General features: G+C 40.0%; 15 protein-coding genes and 1 other annotated feature. Of the genes, 14 read left to right on the top strand and 1 reads right to left on the bottom strand.

Features of this window, described 5'->3' with window-relative positions; translation table 11 throughout:
- The first annotated feature begins 164 nt into the window (after positions 1 to 164).
- From dnaG to ABH902_RS01540, 8 genes are all read left to right on the top strand, one after another.
- A complete protein-coding gene (gene dnaG / locus ABH902_RS01575; protein WP_404588772.1) occupies positions 165 to 2093 on the top strand; it encodes a DNA primase in 1929 nt (642 codons plus the stop codon).
- A 59-nt stretch (positions 2094 to 2152) separates the two neighbouring features.
- On the top strand, positions 2153 to 3259 hold the full coding sequence (gene rpoD, locus ABH902_RS01570; RefSeq protein WP_154775571.1) for an RNA polymerase sigma factor RpoD: 1107 nt from the start codon (positions 2153 to 2155) through the stop codon (positions 3257 to 3259).
- A 157-nt stretch (positions 3260 to 3416) separates the two neighbouring features.
- Positions 3417 to 5249: a cell division site-positioning protein MapZ family protein gene (locus ABH902_RS01565; protein ID WP_404588771.1), complete on the top strand. Its 1833-nt coding sequence runs from the start codon at positions 3417 to 3419 to the stop codon at positions 5247 to 5249.
- 149 nt (positions 5250 to 5398) lie between these two features.
- The gene (locus ABH902_RS01560; protein WP_404588770.1) at positions 5399 to 6103 is read left to right on the top strand and encodes an AzlC family ABC transporter permease; all 705 of its coding nucleotides are present in this window, start codon (positions 5399 to 5401) and stop codon (positions 6101 to 6103) included.
- Positions 6093 to 6419 (top strand): AzlD domain-containing protein, encoded by a 327-nt coding sequence (locus tag ABH902_RS01555; protein ID WP_404588769.1) that lies wholly within the window; start codon positions 6093 to 6095, stop codon positions 6417 to 6419. Before ABH902_RS01560 ends, ABH902_RS01555 begins: the two co-directional genes overlap by 11 nt.
- 19 nt (positions 6420 to 6438) lie before the next feature.
- Entirely contained in the window at positions 6439 to 7305 is an 867-nt protein-coding gene (locus ABH902_RS01550; RefSeq protein WP_404588768.1) for a S1 RNA-binding domain-containing protein, read from the top strand.
- Positions 7306 to 7431: 126 nt separating this feature from the next.
- Positions 7432 to 7884 (top strand): Fur family transcriptional regulator, encoded by a 453-nt coding sequence (locus ABH902_RS01545; protein WP_404588767.1) that lies wholly within the window; start codon positions 7432 to 7434, stop codon positions 7882 to 7884.
- Between the two features lie 62 nt (positions 7885 to 7946).
- Positions 7947 to 8189: a binding site (T-box leader), on the top strand.
- A 54-nt stretch (positions 8190 to 8243) separates the two neighbouring features.
- Complete coding sequence (locus tag ABH902_RS01540; protein WP_404588766.1) at positions 8244 to 9275, top strand: 3-deoxy-7-phosphoheptulonate synthase; 1032 nt, start codon at positions 8244 to 8246, stop codon at positions 9273 to 9275.
- 73 nt (positions 9276 to 9348) lie between these two features.
- Here ABH902_RS01540 and gap read toward each other — a convergent pair whose 3' ends face one another.
- Positions 9349 to 10359: a type I glyceraldehyde-3-phosphate dehydrogenase gene (gene gap, locus ABH902_RS01535; protein ID WP_404588765.1), complete on the bottom strand. Its 1011-nt coding sequence runs from the start codon at positions 10357 to 10359 to the stop codon at positions 9349 to 9351.
- Between the two features lie 156 nt (positions 10360 to 10515).
- On the opposite strand from gap, the gene ABH902_RS01530 reads away from it, so the two are divergent.
- The 6 genes from ABH902_RS01530 (at position 10516) to ABH902_RS01505 (ending at position 16984) form a co-directional block, all read left to right on the top strand.
- Positions 10516 to 11505: a DUF4003 family protein gene (locus ABH902_RS01530; protein ID WP_404588764.1), complete on the top strand. Its 990-nt coding sequence runs from the start codon at positions 10516 to 10518 to the stop codon at positions 11503 to 11505.
- A gap of 132 nt (positions 11506 to 11637) precedes the next feature.
- A complete protein-coding gene (gene obgE, locus ABH902_RS01525; protein WP_404588763.1) occupies positions 11638 to 12951 on the top strand; it encodes a GTPase ObgE in 1314 nt (437 codons plus the stop codon).
- Between the two features lie 141 nt (positions 12952 to 13092).
- Positions 13093 to 13821: a polyphosphate polymerase domain-containing protein gene (locus ABH902_RS01520; RefSeq protein WP_404588762.1), complete on the top strand. Its 729-nt coding sequence runs from the start codon at positions 13093 to 13095 to the stop codon at positions 13819 to 13821.
- Positions 13811 to 14488: a DUF4956 domain-containing protein gene (locus ABH902_RS01515; protein ID WP_404588761.1), complete on the top strand. Its 678-nt coding sequence runs from the start codon at positions 13811 to 13813 to the stop codon at positions 14486 to 14488. Before ABH902_RS01520 ends, ABH902_RS01515 begins: the two co-directional genes overlap by 11 nt.
- 9 nt (positions 14489 to 14497) lie before the next feature.
- On the top strand, positions 14498 to 16345 hold the full coding sequence (locus ABH902_RS01510) for a carbohydrate-binding domain-containing protein (RefSeq protein WP_404588760.1): 1848 nt from the start codon (positions 14498 to 14500) through the stop codon (positions 16343 to 16345).
- 69 nt (positions 16346 to 16414) lie between these two features.
- Positions 16415 to 16984, top strand: a complete 570-nt coding sequence (locus tag ABH902_RS01505) for a DUF1269 domain-containing protein (RefSeq protein ID WP_404588759.1) — start codon at positions 16415 to 16417, stop codon at positions 16982 to 16984.
- Positions 16985 to 17100: the final 116 nt, after the last annotated feature.

The raw sequence follows: 17100 nt of genomic DNA, 5'->3' as shown, positions 1-17100 counted from the left end.
GGCTTCTTATGAAAATAGAGGTGCAATTTACTTGAAAATTATGTTCATTGTGATAGAATGAAACATGTGTAATTGTGTCTTTTGTAAATCGCACTGAGTTTTCAGTGCTTTTTTACTGACTGATCACATGAATTAGCTTTGGCTTTTTTTTGGAGGTGAGAACAGTGGCACAAAGAATTCCTCAAGAAGTGATCGAGGAGATAAGGCAGCGAACAAATATTGTTGATGTCGTCGGACAATACGTTCAATTAAAAAAATCCGGCAAGAATTATATGGGTTTGTGTCCGTTTCATGAAGAACGTTCCCCTTCATTTTCAGTTGCAGAAGACAAGCAAATTTTCCACTGCTTCGGCTGCGGAAAAGGCGGAACTGTTTTTAATTTTCTGCAGGAAATCGAAGGAATTAATTTCCCGGATTCCGTTCGCCGAGTGGCGGAACTAGAACAGATTCCTGTCAGTTATGATTGGAGCAATTCCATCGAAGCTGATTCTGTTGGAAATACTAAAAATCGGCAATTGATTGAACTACACAAAAAAGCGGCTGATCTGTATCACCATGTGTTGATGAATACACAAATTGGTGAGCCAGCTTTAAATTATTTACTAGAACGCGGTTTGACAAAGGAAATCATTGAAACGTTTAACATTGGCTTTGCTCCGCAAAAACGTGATTTCTTAAGTCAAGTTTTCAAAAACGAAGAGGTTTCTGAAGAATCGTTGAAAGAAGCAGGATTGTTTATTCAACGCGATAATGGTGAGTTTTTGGATCGCTTTTATCAGCGGGTAATGTTTCCGATTAAAGATGATCGCGGCAATGTGATTGCTTTTTCTGGGCGTTTATTTAAAACAGAGGATTTTTCTGGTAAAGATATGCCGAAATATTTAAACAGTCCGGAGACGCTTTTATTTAACAAGCGTGACACGCTGTTTAATTTTGATCAGGCACGTAAAGAAATTAGAAAAGAAAATACTGTTTTCTTATTTGAAGGTTTTATGGATGTAATTGCGGCATGGCAAGCTGGAATTCAAAGCGGTGTTGCGTCCATGGGAACCAGTTTAACCAACGAGCAAATTCGCAAGCTGGAAAAGGTTGCCAAAGAGCTGGTCATTTGTTATGACGGTGACAGTGCAGGAATTGAAGCAACCAATCGTGCAGTATCGTTATTAAATGAACATAGTCGTTTTCAGTTAAGCATTGTCAGTATCCCTGAAGGGTTGGATCCGGATGAATATTTAAGGAAATACGGAAGCGATTCTTTCCGTGAATTAGCTCTACACGGCAGACAAACTGTTTTTAGCTTTAAAATGCAGTATTTGCGCGCATCCAGAAATATGAACAATGAAAAAGAGCAGCTTGATTATGTCAACGATTTACTGCAAGAACTGATCTTAGTTCAATCGCCTTTAGAGCGGGATCGTTATTTAAATCAGCTGGCCCAGGAATTTCAGCTTTCATTTCATAGTTTAGAAGAACAATTGAAGCAGTTGGAACGTCAAAAGCGTTCTGCCAAGCGCAGAGAGAGGGAGCAGTCGAATCAGCCGCTCGCTCCTGTTTATGAATATGATCTAGAAGAACATTATCTTCCGGAACCTCCAATGATGTCAGAAACAGAAGTCATCCCAAGTCAGACGACTGTTCAAAATAAATTACCGTTGACTCAAGTAGAAAAAGCAGAACGAACCTTGCTTTATCGCTTGATGAACGAACAAGGCATCAGAAATCAGTTACAGCAATATCCCGATTTCAATTTTGCTCATGATCAGTATCAGGAGCTTTACCTGCTATTAGATAGCTATATGAGTATTCATGATGAATTTTTACTTGCTGATTTTTTAGATTATCTCAAAGAAAATGCTGCGAAGAATCTAGCGATAGAAATTTCCTATCTGACGATTTCTGAAGAAAGCTCTGAACGAGAAATCGCTGATATTTTACAAGTGATTAAAAATTCCAGCATAGAAGAACAAATTCAACAAAAACAGCGGCAAAAAAAAGAAGCTGAAAGACTTGGCAATAAACAATTGGTAGATGAATTATCGATTGAGGTCGTTAGTTTAGCGCAAAAACTTCAAAAAAGTCGTGCAGCATTATAAATGCAGCAACGATCTTTTATAGATTTAACCGAATGGAAAAATGAAGGGGGCCTTCTTTCATGGAAAAAGAAACAGAAAAAAAATATGCAGCTGCAGTGGCGGCCTTTATCAAAGAAAACAAGCCTAAAGGCAGTGTTTTTTACGATAATCTAACAAATACTCTTGCAACGCCTTTCACTTTAAATGCAGATGAAATGGACGCGCTCATTCAAAAAGTGGAAGATGCAGGAATTAGTGTGGTTGACGAAAACGGTGACCCTAGTGAACATAGTCTAAAAAAAGACGAAAAAGTGGCTGAAAAGGCTCAAATGGAAGATTTATCTGCCCCAACCGGTGTAAAAATTAATGATCCTGTTCGTATGTATTTAAAAGAAATCGGCCGAGTACAGCTATTAACTGCTGCTGAAGAGGTTGAGCTGGCTTTAAAAATTGAAGAAGGCGATCAAGAAGCCAAACAACGCTTGGCAGAAGCGAATCTACGTTTAGTTGTTTCTATTGCGAAGCGTTATGTAGGGCGCGGTATGCAGTTTCTTGATTTGATTCAAGAAGGTAACATGGGCTTAATGAAAGCTGTTGAGAAATTTGACTATCGCAAAGGGTTTAAATTTTCAACGTATGCGACCTGGTGGATTCGTCAAGCCATTACGCGTGCGATTGCTGATCAGGCTAGAACCATTCGGATTCCAGTGCACATGGTAGAAACTATTAATAAACTAATTCGGATTCAGCGGCAGCTATTACAAGATTTAGGGCGCGAACCGACACCGGAAGAAATCGGTGCGGAAATGGATTTACCTACTGAAAAAGTACGTGAAATCTTAAAAATTGCGCAAGAACCGGTTTCTTTAGAAACACCAATCGGTGAGGAAGATGATTCTCATTTAGGTGATTTCATCGAAGATCAGGATGCGACAAGTCCTGCTGAACACGCCGCTTATGAATTACTGAAAGAACAGTTGGAGGATGTCTTAGACACGTTAACTGACCGTGAAGAAAATGTCTTACGTTTAAGATTCGGTCTTGATGATGGACGTACCCGTACATTGGAAGAAGTCGGTAAAGTTTTCGGCGTTACTCGTGAACGTATTCGTCAGATTGAAGCAAAAGCGTTGCGTAAATTGCGCCATCCTTCTCGTTCTAAACAATTAAAAGATTTCTTAGAATAAAAATATTCATTCGACCGTTGAGCAGCTCTTTTCGATTTCTTTCGGAAAGAGCTGTTTTTAACAATCGTAATAAAAAAGTTAGAGAGTACATATTGGAAGAAACACGATTTTGTGGTAGATTAGATTTACTTGAATGAGTAGAATGCGAGGCAAAATTATGACAAAAACATGTCCCAACTGCGGGAATCAACTTGATACTAAAGAAAAAACATGTCCCAACTGCGGACATACTTTTGAAAATAAAGAACAAGCAACCGAAGAAACAAATACAACTTTTACCAATACAGAGCCAAATGAAAATATTGAATGGTCTGAATTAAAGGATATGAGCATCGGTCATGTAATGACAATGTTTAACGAACAACAAGATGCAGCTGAAGAACCAACAACTGAAACAAGTGAGGAGAAAGATGAGGCAAGTTCATCTCCGCTGGATCAATATATTAATGAACACAAAACTAACAATGAATCCGATCTCAAAGCATCAGAAACTGAACCAGAAATAGTATCGGCAGAACTAAAGGCAGAAGCTATAGCTGAAGCAACGCAAGAAGCGGCTGCAAGTGTCGACGCGGACGAACCTACTGAACCAAAAGCAGTAGTTCCAGAGGAAGAATTAACAAAGCAAGATTCAGAGCAGGCAATCTCGAAACTGGGAGAACGAGAAGCCATTCGACGCTTTGCTAAGCCAGAAACTGGCGAGGAAGCGTCTGAAACTCCAATTGTCGGTCCAAAAGCGCCTCCTCAAAAACATCCCGAAATTCTTTCAAAAAGTAAACGTCCGGAAGAAATTGAAATGGATGAAGCGCCGATTTTCTTCAAAGAAAAAGATGAAGCACCGAACCTTCAACCAGCGATTGAACCAAAAGAAACAAAACCGGTTACTGATCAGCAACCAAAAGAAAAAACACCGGCGACTAAAAATTATAAAAAATTATCAATTATTTTAGCTGCCGTAGTGGTGCTTGCAGGCGGTTCGTGGGCTGTTTATAATCAGCTGCAAAAAGAACCGGGCACTCAAGCCGTGGATAAGCAAGAAGATGTGCAAAAACTACAAAAAGAACTGAACAGCTACTTCACTGACAAAGCTCAAACATTTATTAAACCTGAAATGGTAGATGTTGCGCCTAAATCAATCAAAACAGCAATCGCTTCAATAAAAAATGAGGATGAGCGTAAAAAGCTTGAAGATACGTATAATAAAGTTGTTGAAAAGCAAGCGGCTATTTCCAAAACAAATGAATTGTTTACTCAGCCGATCATCAATGGCGATAAACTGAATACAAGCGTCTTAAAAGCTGATCAGAAAGTAACGGTAGCCAAGCGAGAAGAAAAAGATGATTTTGATAAATTGTTGAACCAAGGGCGGGCAGAAGCTTTAGCGCAATATGATCAGCTACAAAAAGCCAAAGCAGCCGTTGCAGGCTTCTATCAAAACAATGAATTTACTGCCGCTTTAACGAGAGAAACCTATAATGCTGCCAAAACAGAAGTTGATCTTGTTAAAAATGAAGCGTTGCGCAAGCCGTTAAATGAGATTCTGGCTAAAGCGGATAAAGTTCTGTCAGATGCGGAAGCTGCTGCAGCAGAGGCTGATCAGTCAGTGCAAACACCGACGCAGACAGATCCAACTTATCAAGCCGACCAGACTCAACAGCAGACGACTGGCCAGCAAGTAGATGCAAATGGCTTTTCTGCGCCAAACGCAGATGGTGTCTATACTGCGCCGGTGTATCCGGAAAATCCAGCCGACGTAGCAGATATGAGCAATCCTGCATGGACATGGGCGCCTGGTGTACAAGAAAAAGTCATTGCGACTTGCATCCAGCGCGGCTATATCACTGCAGGCGCATACTCTTTGCAGCCGGCACGGATCGTTAATGGAGAAGGCTACTATAATTTGTATGGGGCAGACAATCAATATTTAGTGACGATTAATGCCAAGACCGGCTGGTTTAAAGGAAATGCCTCAAGAAATGCCGGCAGATAAAAGGATCGACGATTCAGACAAATTTTGTTTCTTTGTCTGAATCGTAAAAAATATAATCCCTTAGTATGGATGATTAGACACTCAAGGATTAATTAAAGAGTGATGTTAGGGTAAAGGTGGGACTAGAAAACAAAAAGGATTGAGCTGGTATGGAAAAACAATATGCAACCTTTAAAGAAGGAATCAAAGCTTGTGTTCCTACAATTTTAGGTTATGTAGGCATCGGCATTGCAGCTGGTGTCGTAGGAAAAAGTGTAGGATTATCGATTATAGAAATCGCCTTAATGTCTATTTTGGTTTATGCTGGAAGTGCGCAGTTTATTATCTGTGGTATGCTGGTGATTCACTCGCCAATTTCTGCTATTATTTTTACTACATTTCTTGTGAATTTACGTCATTTCTTAATGAGTATGTCGGTGGCCACTTATTTTAAGAAAGAACCGTTGATTACCAGTATTGGTATCGGTACCCTGCTGACAGATGAATCATACGGCGTTCTAATGACCGCGTTGAACAATAATCATCGGGTCAGTTCTGCGTGGACTCATGGGTTAAATATTACTGCTTATTTAACGTGGATTCTTTCGACTATCGCAGGTGGTTTACTGGGGAAATGGATTCCCGACCCGCATCTTTTAGGCTTGGATTTTGCTTTAGTGGCGATGTTTGGCGGATTATTTGTTCTTCAAGTAGCAGAGCCAATTAAAAAGCATACCAAAGAAACGCTGATTGTTTTAGCAACCGTTTGCTTATCCTTATATATTTTAATGGGCTTTTTCTCAGCGGAAATTTCGGTATTATTAGCAACGTTGTTAGGCTGTACTGTCGGGGTGGTGAATCATCATGAGCGCTAATTATGTTTTATTGACAATACTGGGATGTTCATTGGTTACTTGGATTCCAAGAATCGCTCCTTTTTTATTAACAAAACGAATTGATTTTCCCAATTGGGTGATGCGCTTTTTATCCTATATTCCCATTTGCATTTTAACCGCTCTTTTATTTCAAAGCATTTTGGAAATACAAGAAGCAGGGTTTCCCAAATTAAAAACACTTGAAGCGATAAGCTGTATTCCAACATTGCTTGTCGCAATCAGAACCAAGGATTTAATGAAGACTGTTATTGTAGGGATTGTAACTATTGCAGTCTTGCGTATTTTTTTCGGCTAAATGCCAGAAGGAGACTATTATGAACGAATTATTAGCAAAAATTTTCACTGCTTTAGTGATTGATGAAAACGAAAAGTATTACTTTTTACAAAAGAACGGAATTACCTTCCGCTTGGCAAAAGAAGAAGGCGTTCATGCAATCGGTGATGCTGTTGAAGGTTTTGCTTATTTAAATCAAAAACAAGAGCCTGTCATGACCACTAACGTTCCCACAGTTAAAATTGGTCAATATGCCTTCGGTACGGTGACTGGTACAAGAAGAGATTTAGGGGCTTTTGTAGATATTGGTCTGAAAGATAAGGATGTCGTCGTATCGTTAGACGAGCTGCCTTTAATGCGTGAATTATGGCCTAAAAAAGGGGATCAGCTGATGATTGCTTTAAAGGTGGATGAAAAAGCACGTATTTGGGGAACGTTGGCAGACGAAAAAGTCTTTAAAGCAATGGCAATAAAAGGAACCGAAGAGTTAAAAAACAAGAATATCAGCGGCATTGTTTATCGCTTAAAAATGGCTGGAACATACGTGTTAAATGATGATTTTACGATAGGCTTCATTCATCCGTCAGAGCGTTATCAAGAACCTCGTTTAGGTGAGAAAGTGGCCGGTCGTGTGATCGGAGTCCGTCCGGATGGACTTTTGAATCTTTCCCTAAAACCGCGCAGCTACGAAGTTATTGGGGATGATGCGGCAATGATCTTGACGTTCTTGGAGCGTGCGCAGGATCATAAAATCCCTTTTACAGATAAATCGGATCCAGAAGCGATTAAGCAAACCTTTGGCATCAGTAAAGGGCAGTTTAAACGTGCGCTTGGTAATTTATTAAAGCAGGGGAAGATTAAACAAGAAGCTGACTATACCGTATTATTAGAAGATAAAAAGCAATAATTAAAGTTTTCTTGTTCTAATTGAGAATTGCTTGCAAAAATTCCGGGCTTATTTTATACTTATTATAATTTGTAACTAGGATAATCAGGTCTAAATTAAAATTATTATAATTAAGGGGCTGCATATATGGATTCAACTGCTGCATTAAAAAAGACCAAACAACAATTGCATGAATCTGGGTTCAAACTGACGCCTCAACGTGAAGCAACAGTTTTAGTGTTACTTGAAAATGAAAAAGATCATCTATCAGCGGAAGAAATTTATTTTTTAGTGAAACAAAAAAGTCCTGAGATTGGTCTGGCAACTGTGTATCGAACATTAGAAATTTTAACGGACTTAAAAGTCGTGGACAAGGTAAGCTTTAATGATGGATTAGCTCGTTATGACTTACGCAAAGAAGGAGCCAAGCATTTTCATCATCACCTTTTGTGTTTAGAATGCGGCAATATTGAAGAGGTGGAAGAGGATCTGTTGCTAGAGGTAGAGCAAGTCGTTGAACAGCGCTATCAGTTTATGGTAAAGGATCATCGCTTAACTTTTCATGGTATTTGTCGTCAATGCCAGCAAAAAAAGAAATAGCTGTTTTTAGTTAAGCATTGACTTTTCGCTCGGCTTCTTTTACAATGATCTAAACAAAAAGAACAAAAGTTATGACAAGAATTAGTAAAATGATGAAGGGCAACAGAAAGTAGCCGGTTGCTGAGAGGCGCACATTCCTGACTCATTTGAATTCCTCTTGGAACTGCACACCGAATCAAGTAGGCTGTGACGGCGAGGCACACCCGTTAGCGTGTCAGGGTATATTTTTGTACCTGATAAGGCAGTGGATGTGAATGCACTGCAAATAAAGGTGGTAACACGGATCGTATGGTCTCGTCCTTTCAGAAATGGAAGGATGGGGCTTTTTTATTTATCTAAAAATGAAGGGAAGTTATCGTATGAGTTTTAAAACCATTAGTCAACCAATTAATTTTGAAGAAGTCAAAGCCTTATCGAAGCTAACTGTGCAACAAAAAGAACAGAAGCAGCTCCGAGATCAAGAGCTTAAAGCAATTATCGAAGGGAAAAATGAAAAAATCCTTTTGTTGATTGGGCCTTGTTCGGCACATGATGAAAAAGCCGTACTGGAATATACTTTACGTTTGGCACGGTTACAAGAACAGGTCAAAGACCAAATTTTCATTGTTCCTCGAGTGTACACCAATAAGCCGCGTACAAATGGTGATGGCTATAAAGGCTTACTTCATCATCAGGATCCCAGTGGTAAAAGCAATTTGATCAAAGGAATTGCGGCAGTTCGTTCCTTGCATAAGCGCGTCATCACCGAAACAGGACTGACCACAGCGGATGAAATGCTTTATCCGGAAAATTTAGAATTTGTAGAAGATTTGGTTAGCTACATTGCTGTCGGTGCACGCTCTGTGGAAGACCAGCAGCATCGTTTTGTAGCCAGCGGCATTGATCAGCCAACCGGTATGAAAAATCCGACTAGCGGGAACTTGCAGGTCTTGTTTAACTCCTTGTATGCCGCACAGCAAAAGCAAGAGTTTATTTTTAATGGCACAGAGGTTGAATCCAGCTCGAATCCATTAGCACATGTCGTTTTGCGGGGAGGATTGAATGAATACGGTGAAAATTTGCCTAACTATCACTACGAAGACCTTGTTAAAGTGATTGAGCTTTACAAAAAAGGCAGCTATCAGAATCCCTTTATTGTGATTGATACCAACCACGATAATTCTGGCAAGCAGTATAAGGAGCAGGTACGCATTGTAAAAGAAACCTTGATTAATCGCTCATGGAATCAGGAAGTTAGGCAGTGGGTTCGTGGCTTTATGATTGAAAGCTTCTTGGAAGGTGGTAGACAAGAGGCAAACGGAACAGTATTTGGTCAATCTATTACGGATCCTTGTCTTGGCTGGGAAGAAACAGAACGCTTAGTTCATTACATTGCCGAAAATTGTGATTAATCTCAAAAAAACGTTCCGTTCATGTCTAAATGCTCATGAACGGAACGTTGGTTTAACTAATCAGTAATTCGACTTAAAGGTTCGCAAATTTTTCTAATAAACGGATCATTTGGCAAGTAAAACCGTATTCGTTGTCATACCAAGCGACTGTTTTTACTAATTGGAAGTCACCGGCAGTAGTAACTTCTGTTTGAGTCGGATCAAAAATAGAGCCTTGGGTCGTTCCGATAACGTCGCCGGAAACAATTTGACGATCATCATAACCAAACGAAGGATTATTTTCTGTATGTTTTTTGATAGCTTCGTTGACTTGATCGGCCGTTACTTTGGTTTTTAAAATAGACACTAATTCAGTTAAAGAGCCATCTACTACAGGTACACGTTGCGCATGTCCTTGTAATTTTCCGTTTAGTTCTGGAATAACCAAGCCAATTGCTTTAGCTGCTCCTGTAGAGTGAGGAATTGTATTGTCAGCTGCAGAACGAGCAGCCCGCAAGTTGCCGCCTTTAACGGGTCCATCCAAGAGCATTTGCGTAGATGTGTATGCGTGAACCGTTGTCATGGTTCCTACTTCAATACCGAATTCGTTGTTTAAGAAATACGCCATTGGTGCTAAGCAGTTGGTTGTACAAGAACCAGCAGAGATAATTTTGTCATTAGCATCAAGCGTATCGTCATTTACATTGTAGACAATTGTTTTCATAGAACCAGCAGGTGCAGAAATAACCACACGTTTTACACCGGCATCAATATGAGCCTGTGCTTTTTCTTGAGAGGTGTAAAAACCAGTACATTCTAAAACTATATCCACGCCATTTTCTTTAGCCCAAGGGATTTTGCTGGCATCTGGCTCTGCATAAACGCGTGTTTCCTCACCGTCAACAACGATCGCATTATCTGTTGCGGTTACATTACCGGGATAGGTGCCATGTGTTGAGTCAAATTGTAAAAGCTGCGCTAACATTGTAGGGCTCGTTAAATCATTAATTGCGACTACTTCAATATCATCGGAAACTTCTTTAATGCGGCGGAATGCTAAACGTCCAATGCGTCCAAAACCATTAATACCTACTTTTACTGTCATACTAAATTTCCTCCTTTGATATAATCTGGATTATTAAAAAATTAATAATCAGTTAGATTCAAACATTCAAAATTACTTCTATCTAAGCTATACTATAAGCATGAACGCTTTTATGATTTTTGTCAAAAATCTTGACTTCAAAAAGGAGTGGAAAAAATGAATCGGGTAACAAAGGTAAATTTACTGCAGGAGAATTACGAACGTTTAAAAGCCGGAAAAGGAAAATGGCTGGACAAGCGGGTCGCCTATATGATAGCACAGATGATCACACTGGAAGATAAACAGTATTCAGATTCTGATTATCGTCAGCTGGATCAGGCGTTGAAAAATGAATTGGGCGCGTTTCATCTATTATCGCAGCCGGTTAGAAGTATGATACTTGGTATGTTTTTGGCTCGCACCAATAGTACGACGACTGTGATCCCTACTTTGTTGTCAGATTATCAAAGACTGCGGAACGTAGGATTTAACCTTTCTTCTTATTCCTATTTCGCTGCCTATGTATTGAGCTATTCGGAAACAGCTGAAAAAGAATTGATTATAAAAAAAGCTTATGATATTTTTAAAGAAATGAAAAGCAATCACTTCTTTTTAACTGGTCCAGAAGATGGTGTCACAGCTGTTTCTTTGGCACAAAGCAGATTGCTGGAAGAACAAAGTGCTGAACAAATTGCGATTTTAGTTGAGCAGTATTATCGTACTTTTAATGATAATGGATTTTATAAATCTGATGAATTACAGTTTGCTGCTGCATTAGCAGCACAGTTAACTGGAAAATTCTCTGCTGAATTGATATTGCGAATTCCTAAAATTATTGAAGCTTTAAAGCAGTTAGGGATTCGTTTTAAAGCTGAATTTTATACAAGTGTTGTAACTTTAGCTTTTTTGGATATGACGACTCCTTTAACAATTGATTCTATAGAAGAATATCTAGCACTTATTGCAGAAAAGACCCATTTACGTTTTTACAAGGAAATGCGGCAATTATTAGCATTGAATTTATATATCACAGAGCAGATGCATGCTTCTAAGGATTATATAGATGTATCAGCATTGACTCTTTCAATTATGCTTGCACAGGAACAGGCAATGATTGCTTCAGCAATCATTGTTAGTACTACTGCTGCAAACAGTTCTAATTCGTAGGAACGAATGCGGCTAGACAAAACCCAGTTAAACCTTTACAATAAGAAAGGCTTTTAACGCTGAACAGCACGTTAAAAAGAACGATCGCAGTGAAGAGCTGCTGTAGTTTTTAAAAGAATAGGAGGACAACAAATGTCCATGTTTTTAGATCAAGTGACGATTGACGTCAAAGCAGGAAAAGGCGGCGACGGGATGGTCGCTTTCCGCAGAGAAAAATATGTACCGGACGGCGGACCTGCTGGAGGTGATGGCGGTCGCGGCGGTGACGTTATTTTAATTGTAGAAGAGGGCTTACGGACGCTGATGGATTTCCGTTTTAATCGTCATTTCAAAGCGCAACCGGGCGAAAACGGCATGAGCAAAGGAATGCACGGTCGGGGTTCGGAAGATACCTTTATCAAAGTGCCACCGGGTACAACTGTACGTGATGCTGAAACAGGCACCTTAATCGGTGACTTAGTAGAAAACGGTCAAACCTTGACGGTAGCCAAAGGCGGTAGAGGCGGCAGAGGCAATATCCGTTTTGCTTCGCCAAAAAATCCTGCACCGGAAATTGCGGAAAACGGAGAGCCGGGACAAGAGCGTAAAATAGAACTGGAGTTAAAGGTTCTGGCTGATGTGGGATTAGTCGGTTTCCCATCTGTGGGCAAGTCAACCTTACTTTCAGTTATTTCAGCTGCACGTCCTAAGATTGGTGCGTATCATTTTACAACCCTTGTTCCTAATTTAGGCATGGTTACTACCAGCGACGGCCGCAGCTTTGCTGCTGCAGATTTACCCGGCTTGATTGAAGGTGCTTCACAGGGTGTAGGCTTGGGCACGCAATTTTTGCGTCATATTGAACGAACACGGGTCATTTTACATGTGATCGACATGAGCGGAATGGAAGGGCGCGACCCTTATGAAGATTATTTAGCAATTAACAAGGAGCTAGCGTCTCACAATTTACGCTTAATGGAGCGTCCGCAGATTATTGTAGCCAACAAAATGGATATGCCAGAAGCAGAAGAGAATTTAGCGAAATTTAAAGAACAAATAGAAAAAGAACGGACAGATGAATATGCAGAGCATCTGCCAATCTTCCCAATTTCCAGCGTTTCTCGCAAAGGAATCGAACCTTTGTTAAATGCAACTGCCGATTTGTTGGATGTGACACCAGAGTTTCCCTTGTACGAAGAAGAGATTGTGGAAGATGTGGTGCACTATGGTTTTCAGCCAGAAGGCCCTGAATTTACAATTGATCGTGATTCTGATGCAACCTGGATTTTATCCGGCGAATCGTTAGAAAAGTTATTTAAGATGACCAACTTCGAACATGATGAAAGCGTCATGCGCTTTGCCCGACAGCTACGTGGTATGGGTATTGATGAAGCATTGCGTGCACGCGGCGCCAAAGATGGCGATATTGTTCGGATTGCTGAATATGAGTTTGAATTTGTTGAATAATTCCTTAATAAAATAAAAACTTACCTTTACATTTTCGGATGCAAAGGTAAGTTTTTTTGTTTTTTATAAAAAAATCTTTCGTCTTTAAGTTTAATTTATGGTTCCTTTTATACCATGAGTTTAGATAAAGGAGAGGATGTCATGGTTAAATTAAAAAAATGTTTTCAGCGTAAAGAAAAGAAATATGCACTAACAGATAAACAATATAAGCAGCTAAGAGAGGAATTAGCCCATTATATGCAGGAAGACGAATACGGTCTACATACGATTATTTCTATTTATTTTGATACGAAACAATATGATATGATTCGTCATTCTATAACAAAACCAGTGTACAAAGAAAAATTTAGAATCAGAAGTTACGGTGTTCCTCAAAATGAGTCGGATGTTTTTTTAGAAATTAAAAAGAAGGTTGAAGGGGTCGTATACAAGCGAAGAATCGCTTTGCCTTACCTAGCAGCGAAAAGCTATTTGCAGCATCCACATAATTTAAAGCTTACGGCGCCAAAGGACCATCAAATCAAACAGGAAATTGACTGGTTGTTTGCTCGTAAAAAGCTGGAGCCGAAAGTGATGATTGCTTATGACAGGCGTGCACTGTTTGCTGCAGATGACCCGGATTTTCGTGTAACATTTGATTTTAATATTCGCTATCGAAAAGAATCGTTGCATCACGAGTTAAATGATTTAGGACAACGTGTCGCTCCGGAAATTGATGTTCTAATGGAAGTAAAAGCGTTAGGAGCTTACCCATTGTGGTTCTCTGAAATTTTAACGAAATTAGCAATTTACCCCACATCATTTTCAAAATACGCGCAGACGTATCAGCGTTATTTATATTGCAAGGAGGATTTTAGTCATGTTGTCTAGTTTATTAGTGGAAAGTTCGGTTGATTTGTCATTCAAGCAGTTACTGATTTGTATTTTGACCTCTGTAGTTCTTGGAATTTTAGTGGCTTGTGTACATATGTACAGAAACGTTTATAGTAAAAATTTTGTGATCACGCTAGCCGTCTTACCAGTCTTAGTTCAATTAGTCATAATGCTGGTAAATGGAAATTTAGGCACTGGCGTCGCTGTCTTGGGCGCCTTTAGTTTAATCCGGTTTCGTTCAGTCGCAGGCGGTGCCAGAGAAATCACCAGTATCTTTTGGTCAATGGGAATTGGCTTAGCAACCGGAATGGGCTTTGTGGGCTATATTTTATTATTTTCGGTTATTACCGGCTTGTTTTTATTAGTGCTTAATACCACAAGTTTTGGAGAAAAGCATAAAGTAGCTGAACGCGAAATAAAGATTACGATTCCAGAGGATTTGGATTATCCGGGTTTGTTTGATGATTTATTTCAGCGCTATACCTATTCAGCATCTTTAGATTCAGTAAAAACAGCCAACATGGGTAGCTTGTATGAGCTGCGCTATCGAATAATGCTGAAAAACAGCAACACGGAAAAGGAATTAATAGATGCTATGCGCGTAAGAAACGGTAATCTAACAATTGTATCCGGCAAAGTGTCGACTAATAGAGAAGAATTGTAGGTGAAAGGAATGAAAAAAGGACGACTGCACATCGCTTTAGCAACTCTTGTTTTGCTCTTGTTTGGCTGTAAGCAGACCGACTCTGCGACAGAGATGACAACGGCAACAAACAACAGCTCTTTAACTGAAATTACTGCTGTTAACGAAACAAAGCAAGCAAATACCAAATATGGTTCGTATGACGAGGAAGACTTTGATGACAGCTACGATGAGAAAAACGTAACAAAAATCACCCTAAATAATTCGGCAATAAAAATTGACGGTTCCGGTGCTACTTTAAAAGAAAATGTTCTTTCAATTACTGCTGGTGGAACTTATATTTTAGAAGGTGAATTTAAAGGACAAGTGACAATTAACGCCAATGACGAAGCTGTTCATTTGGTCTTGAATAATGTTGTGATCACTAATGAGAGCTCTTCGGCGATCTACGTAGAACAAGCCAAAAAGGTTATTACCACCTTAGTTAAAGGCACCAAAAACACCTTAACCGACGGCGCTGACTATACCTTTGCAAACGCGGAAGAAACAGAACCAGATGCCGCCTTTTTCAGTAAAGATGATTTGACTATTAACGGCAACGGTACTTTGACGGTTACCGGTAATTATAATAACGGTATTCGCAGCAAGGATGACTTAGTTATAACAAATGGAACAATCAATGTTACAGCTAAAAACAACGCTTTAAAAGGCAAAGATTCCGTTTCAATTGCCGATGGTGACTTCACACTGAAAACGACAGAAGGAGACGGGATTCAAGCAAACAACGCAACAGAGACGGATAAAGGCTGGATCGCGATTGATGGGGGGACATTTACTATTGAAGCCGGTAATGACGGTGTGCAGGCCGAAACGAATTTGTCGATTGCTACAGCGAAAATGACGATTAAAACAGCTGGCGGCTATGACGATCAAGCTATTGATGCAACAGCCAGTTATAAAGGTTTAAAAGCCTCCGGCAACATCCTTATAGACGAAGGAACGTACAGTCTAAACACCGCTGACGATGCTGTTCATTCAAATGCTGCGATCACTATTAATAATGGTACTTTTACTATTGATTCAGGAGATGACGGTATGCACGCCAATACGGATCTGTTGCTTAACGATGGTAAAATTTCGGTAAACAATTCCTACGAAGGGTTGGAAGGTGCTGCTGTGACCCTTAAAGGCGGAACAATTGCTGTAAAGGCTTCTGATGATGGGATTAATGCTGCAGGTGGCAGTGATAGTGACAGCACAGATGGAGCGTTTGGACCTGACGCCTTTGGCGAACCGGGTGGCGGCGGTGACAGCACGAAGTTTATTGAAATCACTGGTGGCACAATTTATGTAGAAGCGGATGGTGACGGTATTGACAGTAATGGCGACATCCGAATGACCGACGGCACACTGGTAGTCAATGGTCCTGTCGACAATGGGAATGGAGCCTTAGATTACGACGGTAGCTTTACTATAGATGGCGGATTATTCATTGCTAGTGGCAGTTCAGGTATGGCTATGAGTACAAGCGATTCTTCTTCACAGGCAAGTCTGAGCTTGTATTTTGACGAAACACAAGCCGCCGGAACCCTAATTAATTTCAAAAATGCTGCGGGAGAAACGATTGCTTCCATTGCACCGAAAAAAGAGTTTACTCATATTGCTGTTAGCGCGCCTAATCTAAAGGTGGGTGATACGGTAACGATTGCTACAGGCGGACAAGATAATGGCTCAGAGCAAAACGGTTTATACACTGGAGGTAGCTATACAGATGGCACCGAATTAGTCAAAATTTCAATTGACTCTGTTTTAACTTCTGTTGACCAAACAGGCGCAGCAGTCAGCGGCAACCAAATGGGCGCTCAGCCGCCGATGTAATTGATTTTCATTGCGTTTTCTACTGCTTTATTGCTAAAATAGAAACATCAAAACAAATGAGGTGGTACGATGTCAAAAAGAGTCATTATTATGCACTTTGAAGTAGAGAGTCAAGCGTATCAAGCATTTTCCGAAATCAAAAAATTGTATGCTGAAAAACAAGTAAAAGGAGAGCAAATGGCGGTTGTCACTCATGTAAATGACGGCGTGCATCAGTTTAAAATTGATGATTTCCTTGATTTTACCGGGAACGACCATACGTCTAAAAACAGTATGATTGGTATGCTGATCGGTATTTTAGGCGGTCCCTTAGGCATTTTACTTGGCTGGTTTGCCGGTAGTTTGTTGGGGGCCAGTCAAGATGCCAAGGAAATTCAAGGTGCTCAAACTGTTTTTGAACACGTGACCAAACAGATTGGCGAAGGGGAAACAGGTTTAATTTTAATCGCAGAAGAAGACGATAATCGTCCTTTGAACCAACTGATTATGAATGAATTGGGCGGCGAAATTACGCGCTTGGACTTTGAGGATGTGGAACAAGAAATTGCCAATGCGAAGCAAGTGGAACAAGAAACGAAGGATTCCGCAGAAAAAGCTTGGCGCAATAAAAAGGCTCAATCCTCAGAATCAGAACAATAATCTTTGGTAATTAAATAAAGGGTCTGGAGCTTGACTAACTATAGTTTCGTTCCAGCCTTTTTTACTTAAACTTTATACATAGAAAAAAAGAAGTGATTGAACATTTCTTAGTGAGA

Origin of the sequence: Enterococcus sp. UD-01, assembly GCF_044909655.1 — a bacterium.
Lineage (GTDB): Bacteria > Bacillota > Bacilli > Lactobacillales > Enterococcaceae > Enterococcus_L.
The sequence above is the reverse complement of the archived record's forward strand: the minus strand, read 5'-3'. Positions and strand labels throughout refer to the sequence as shown.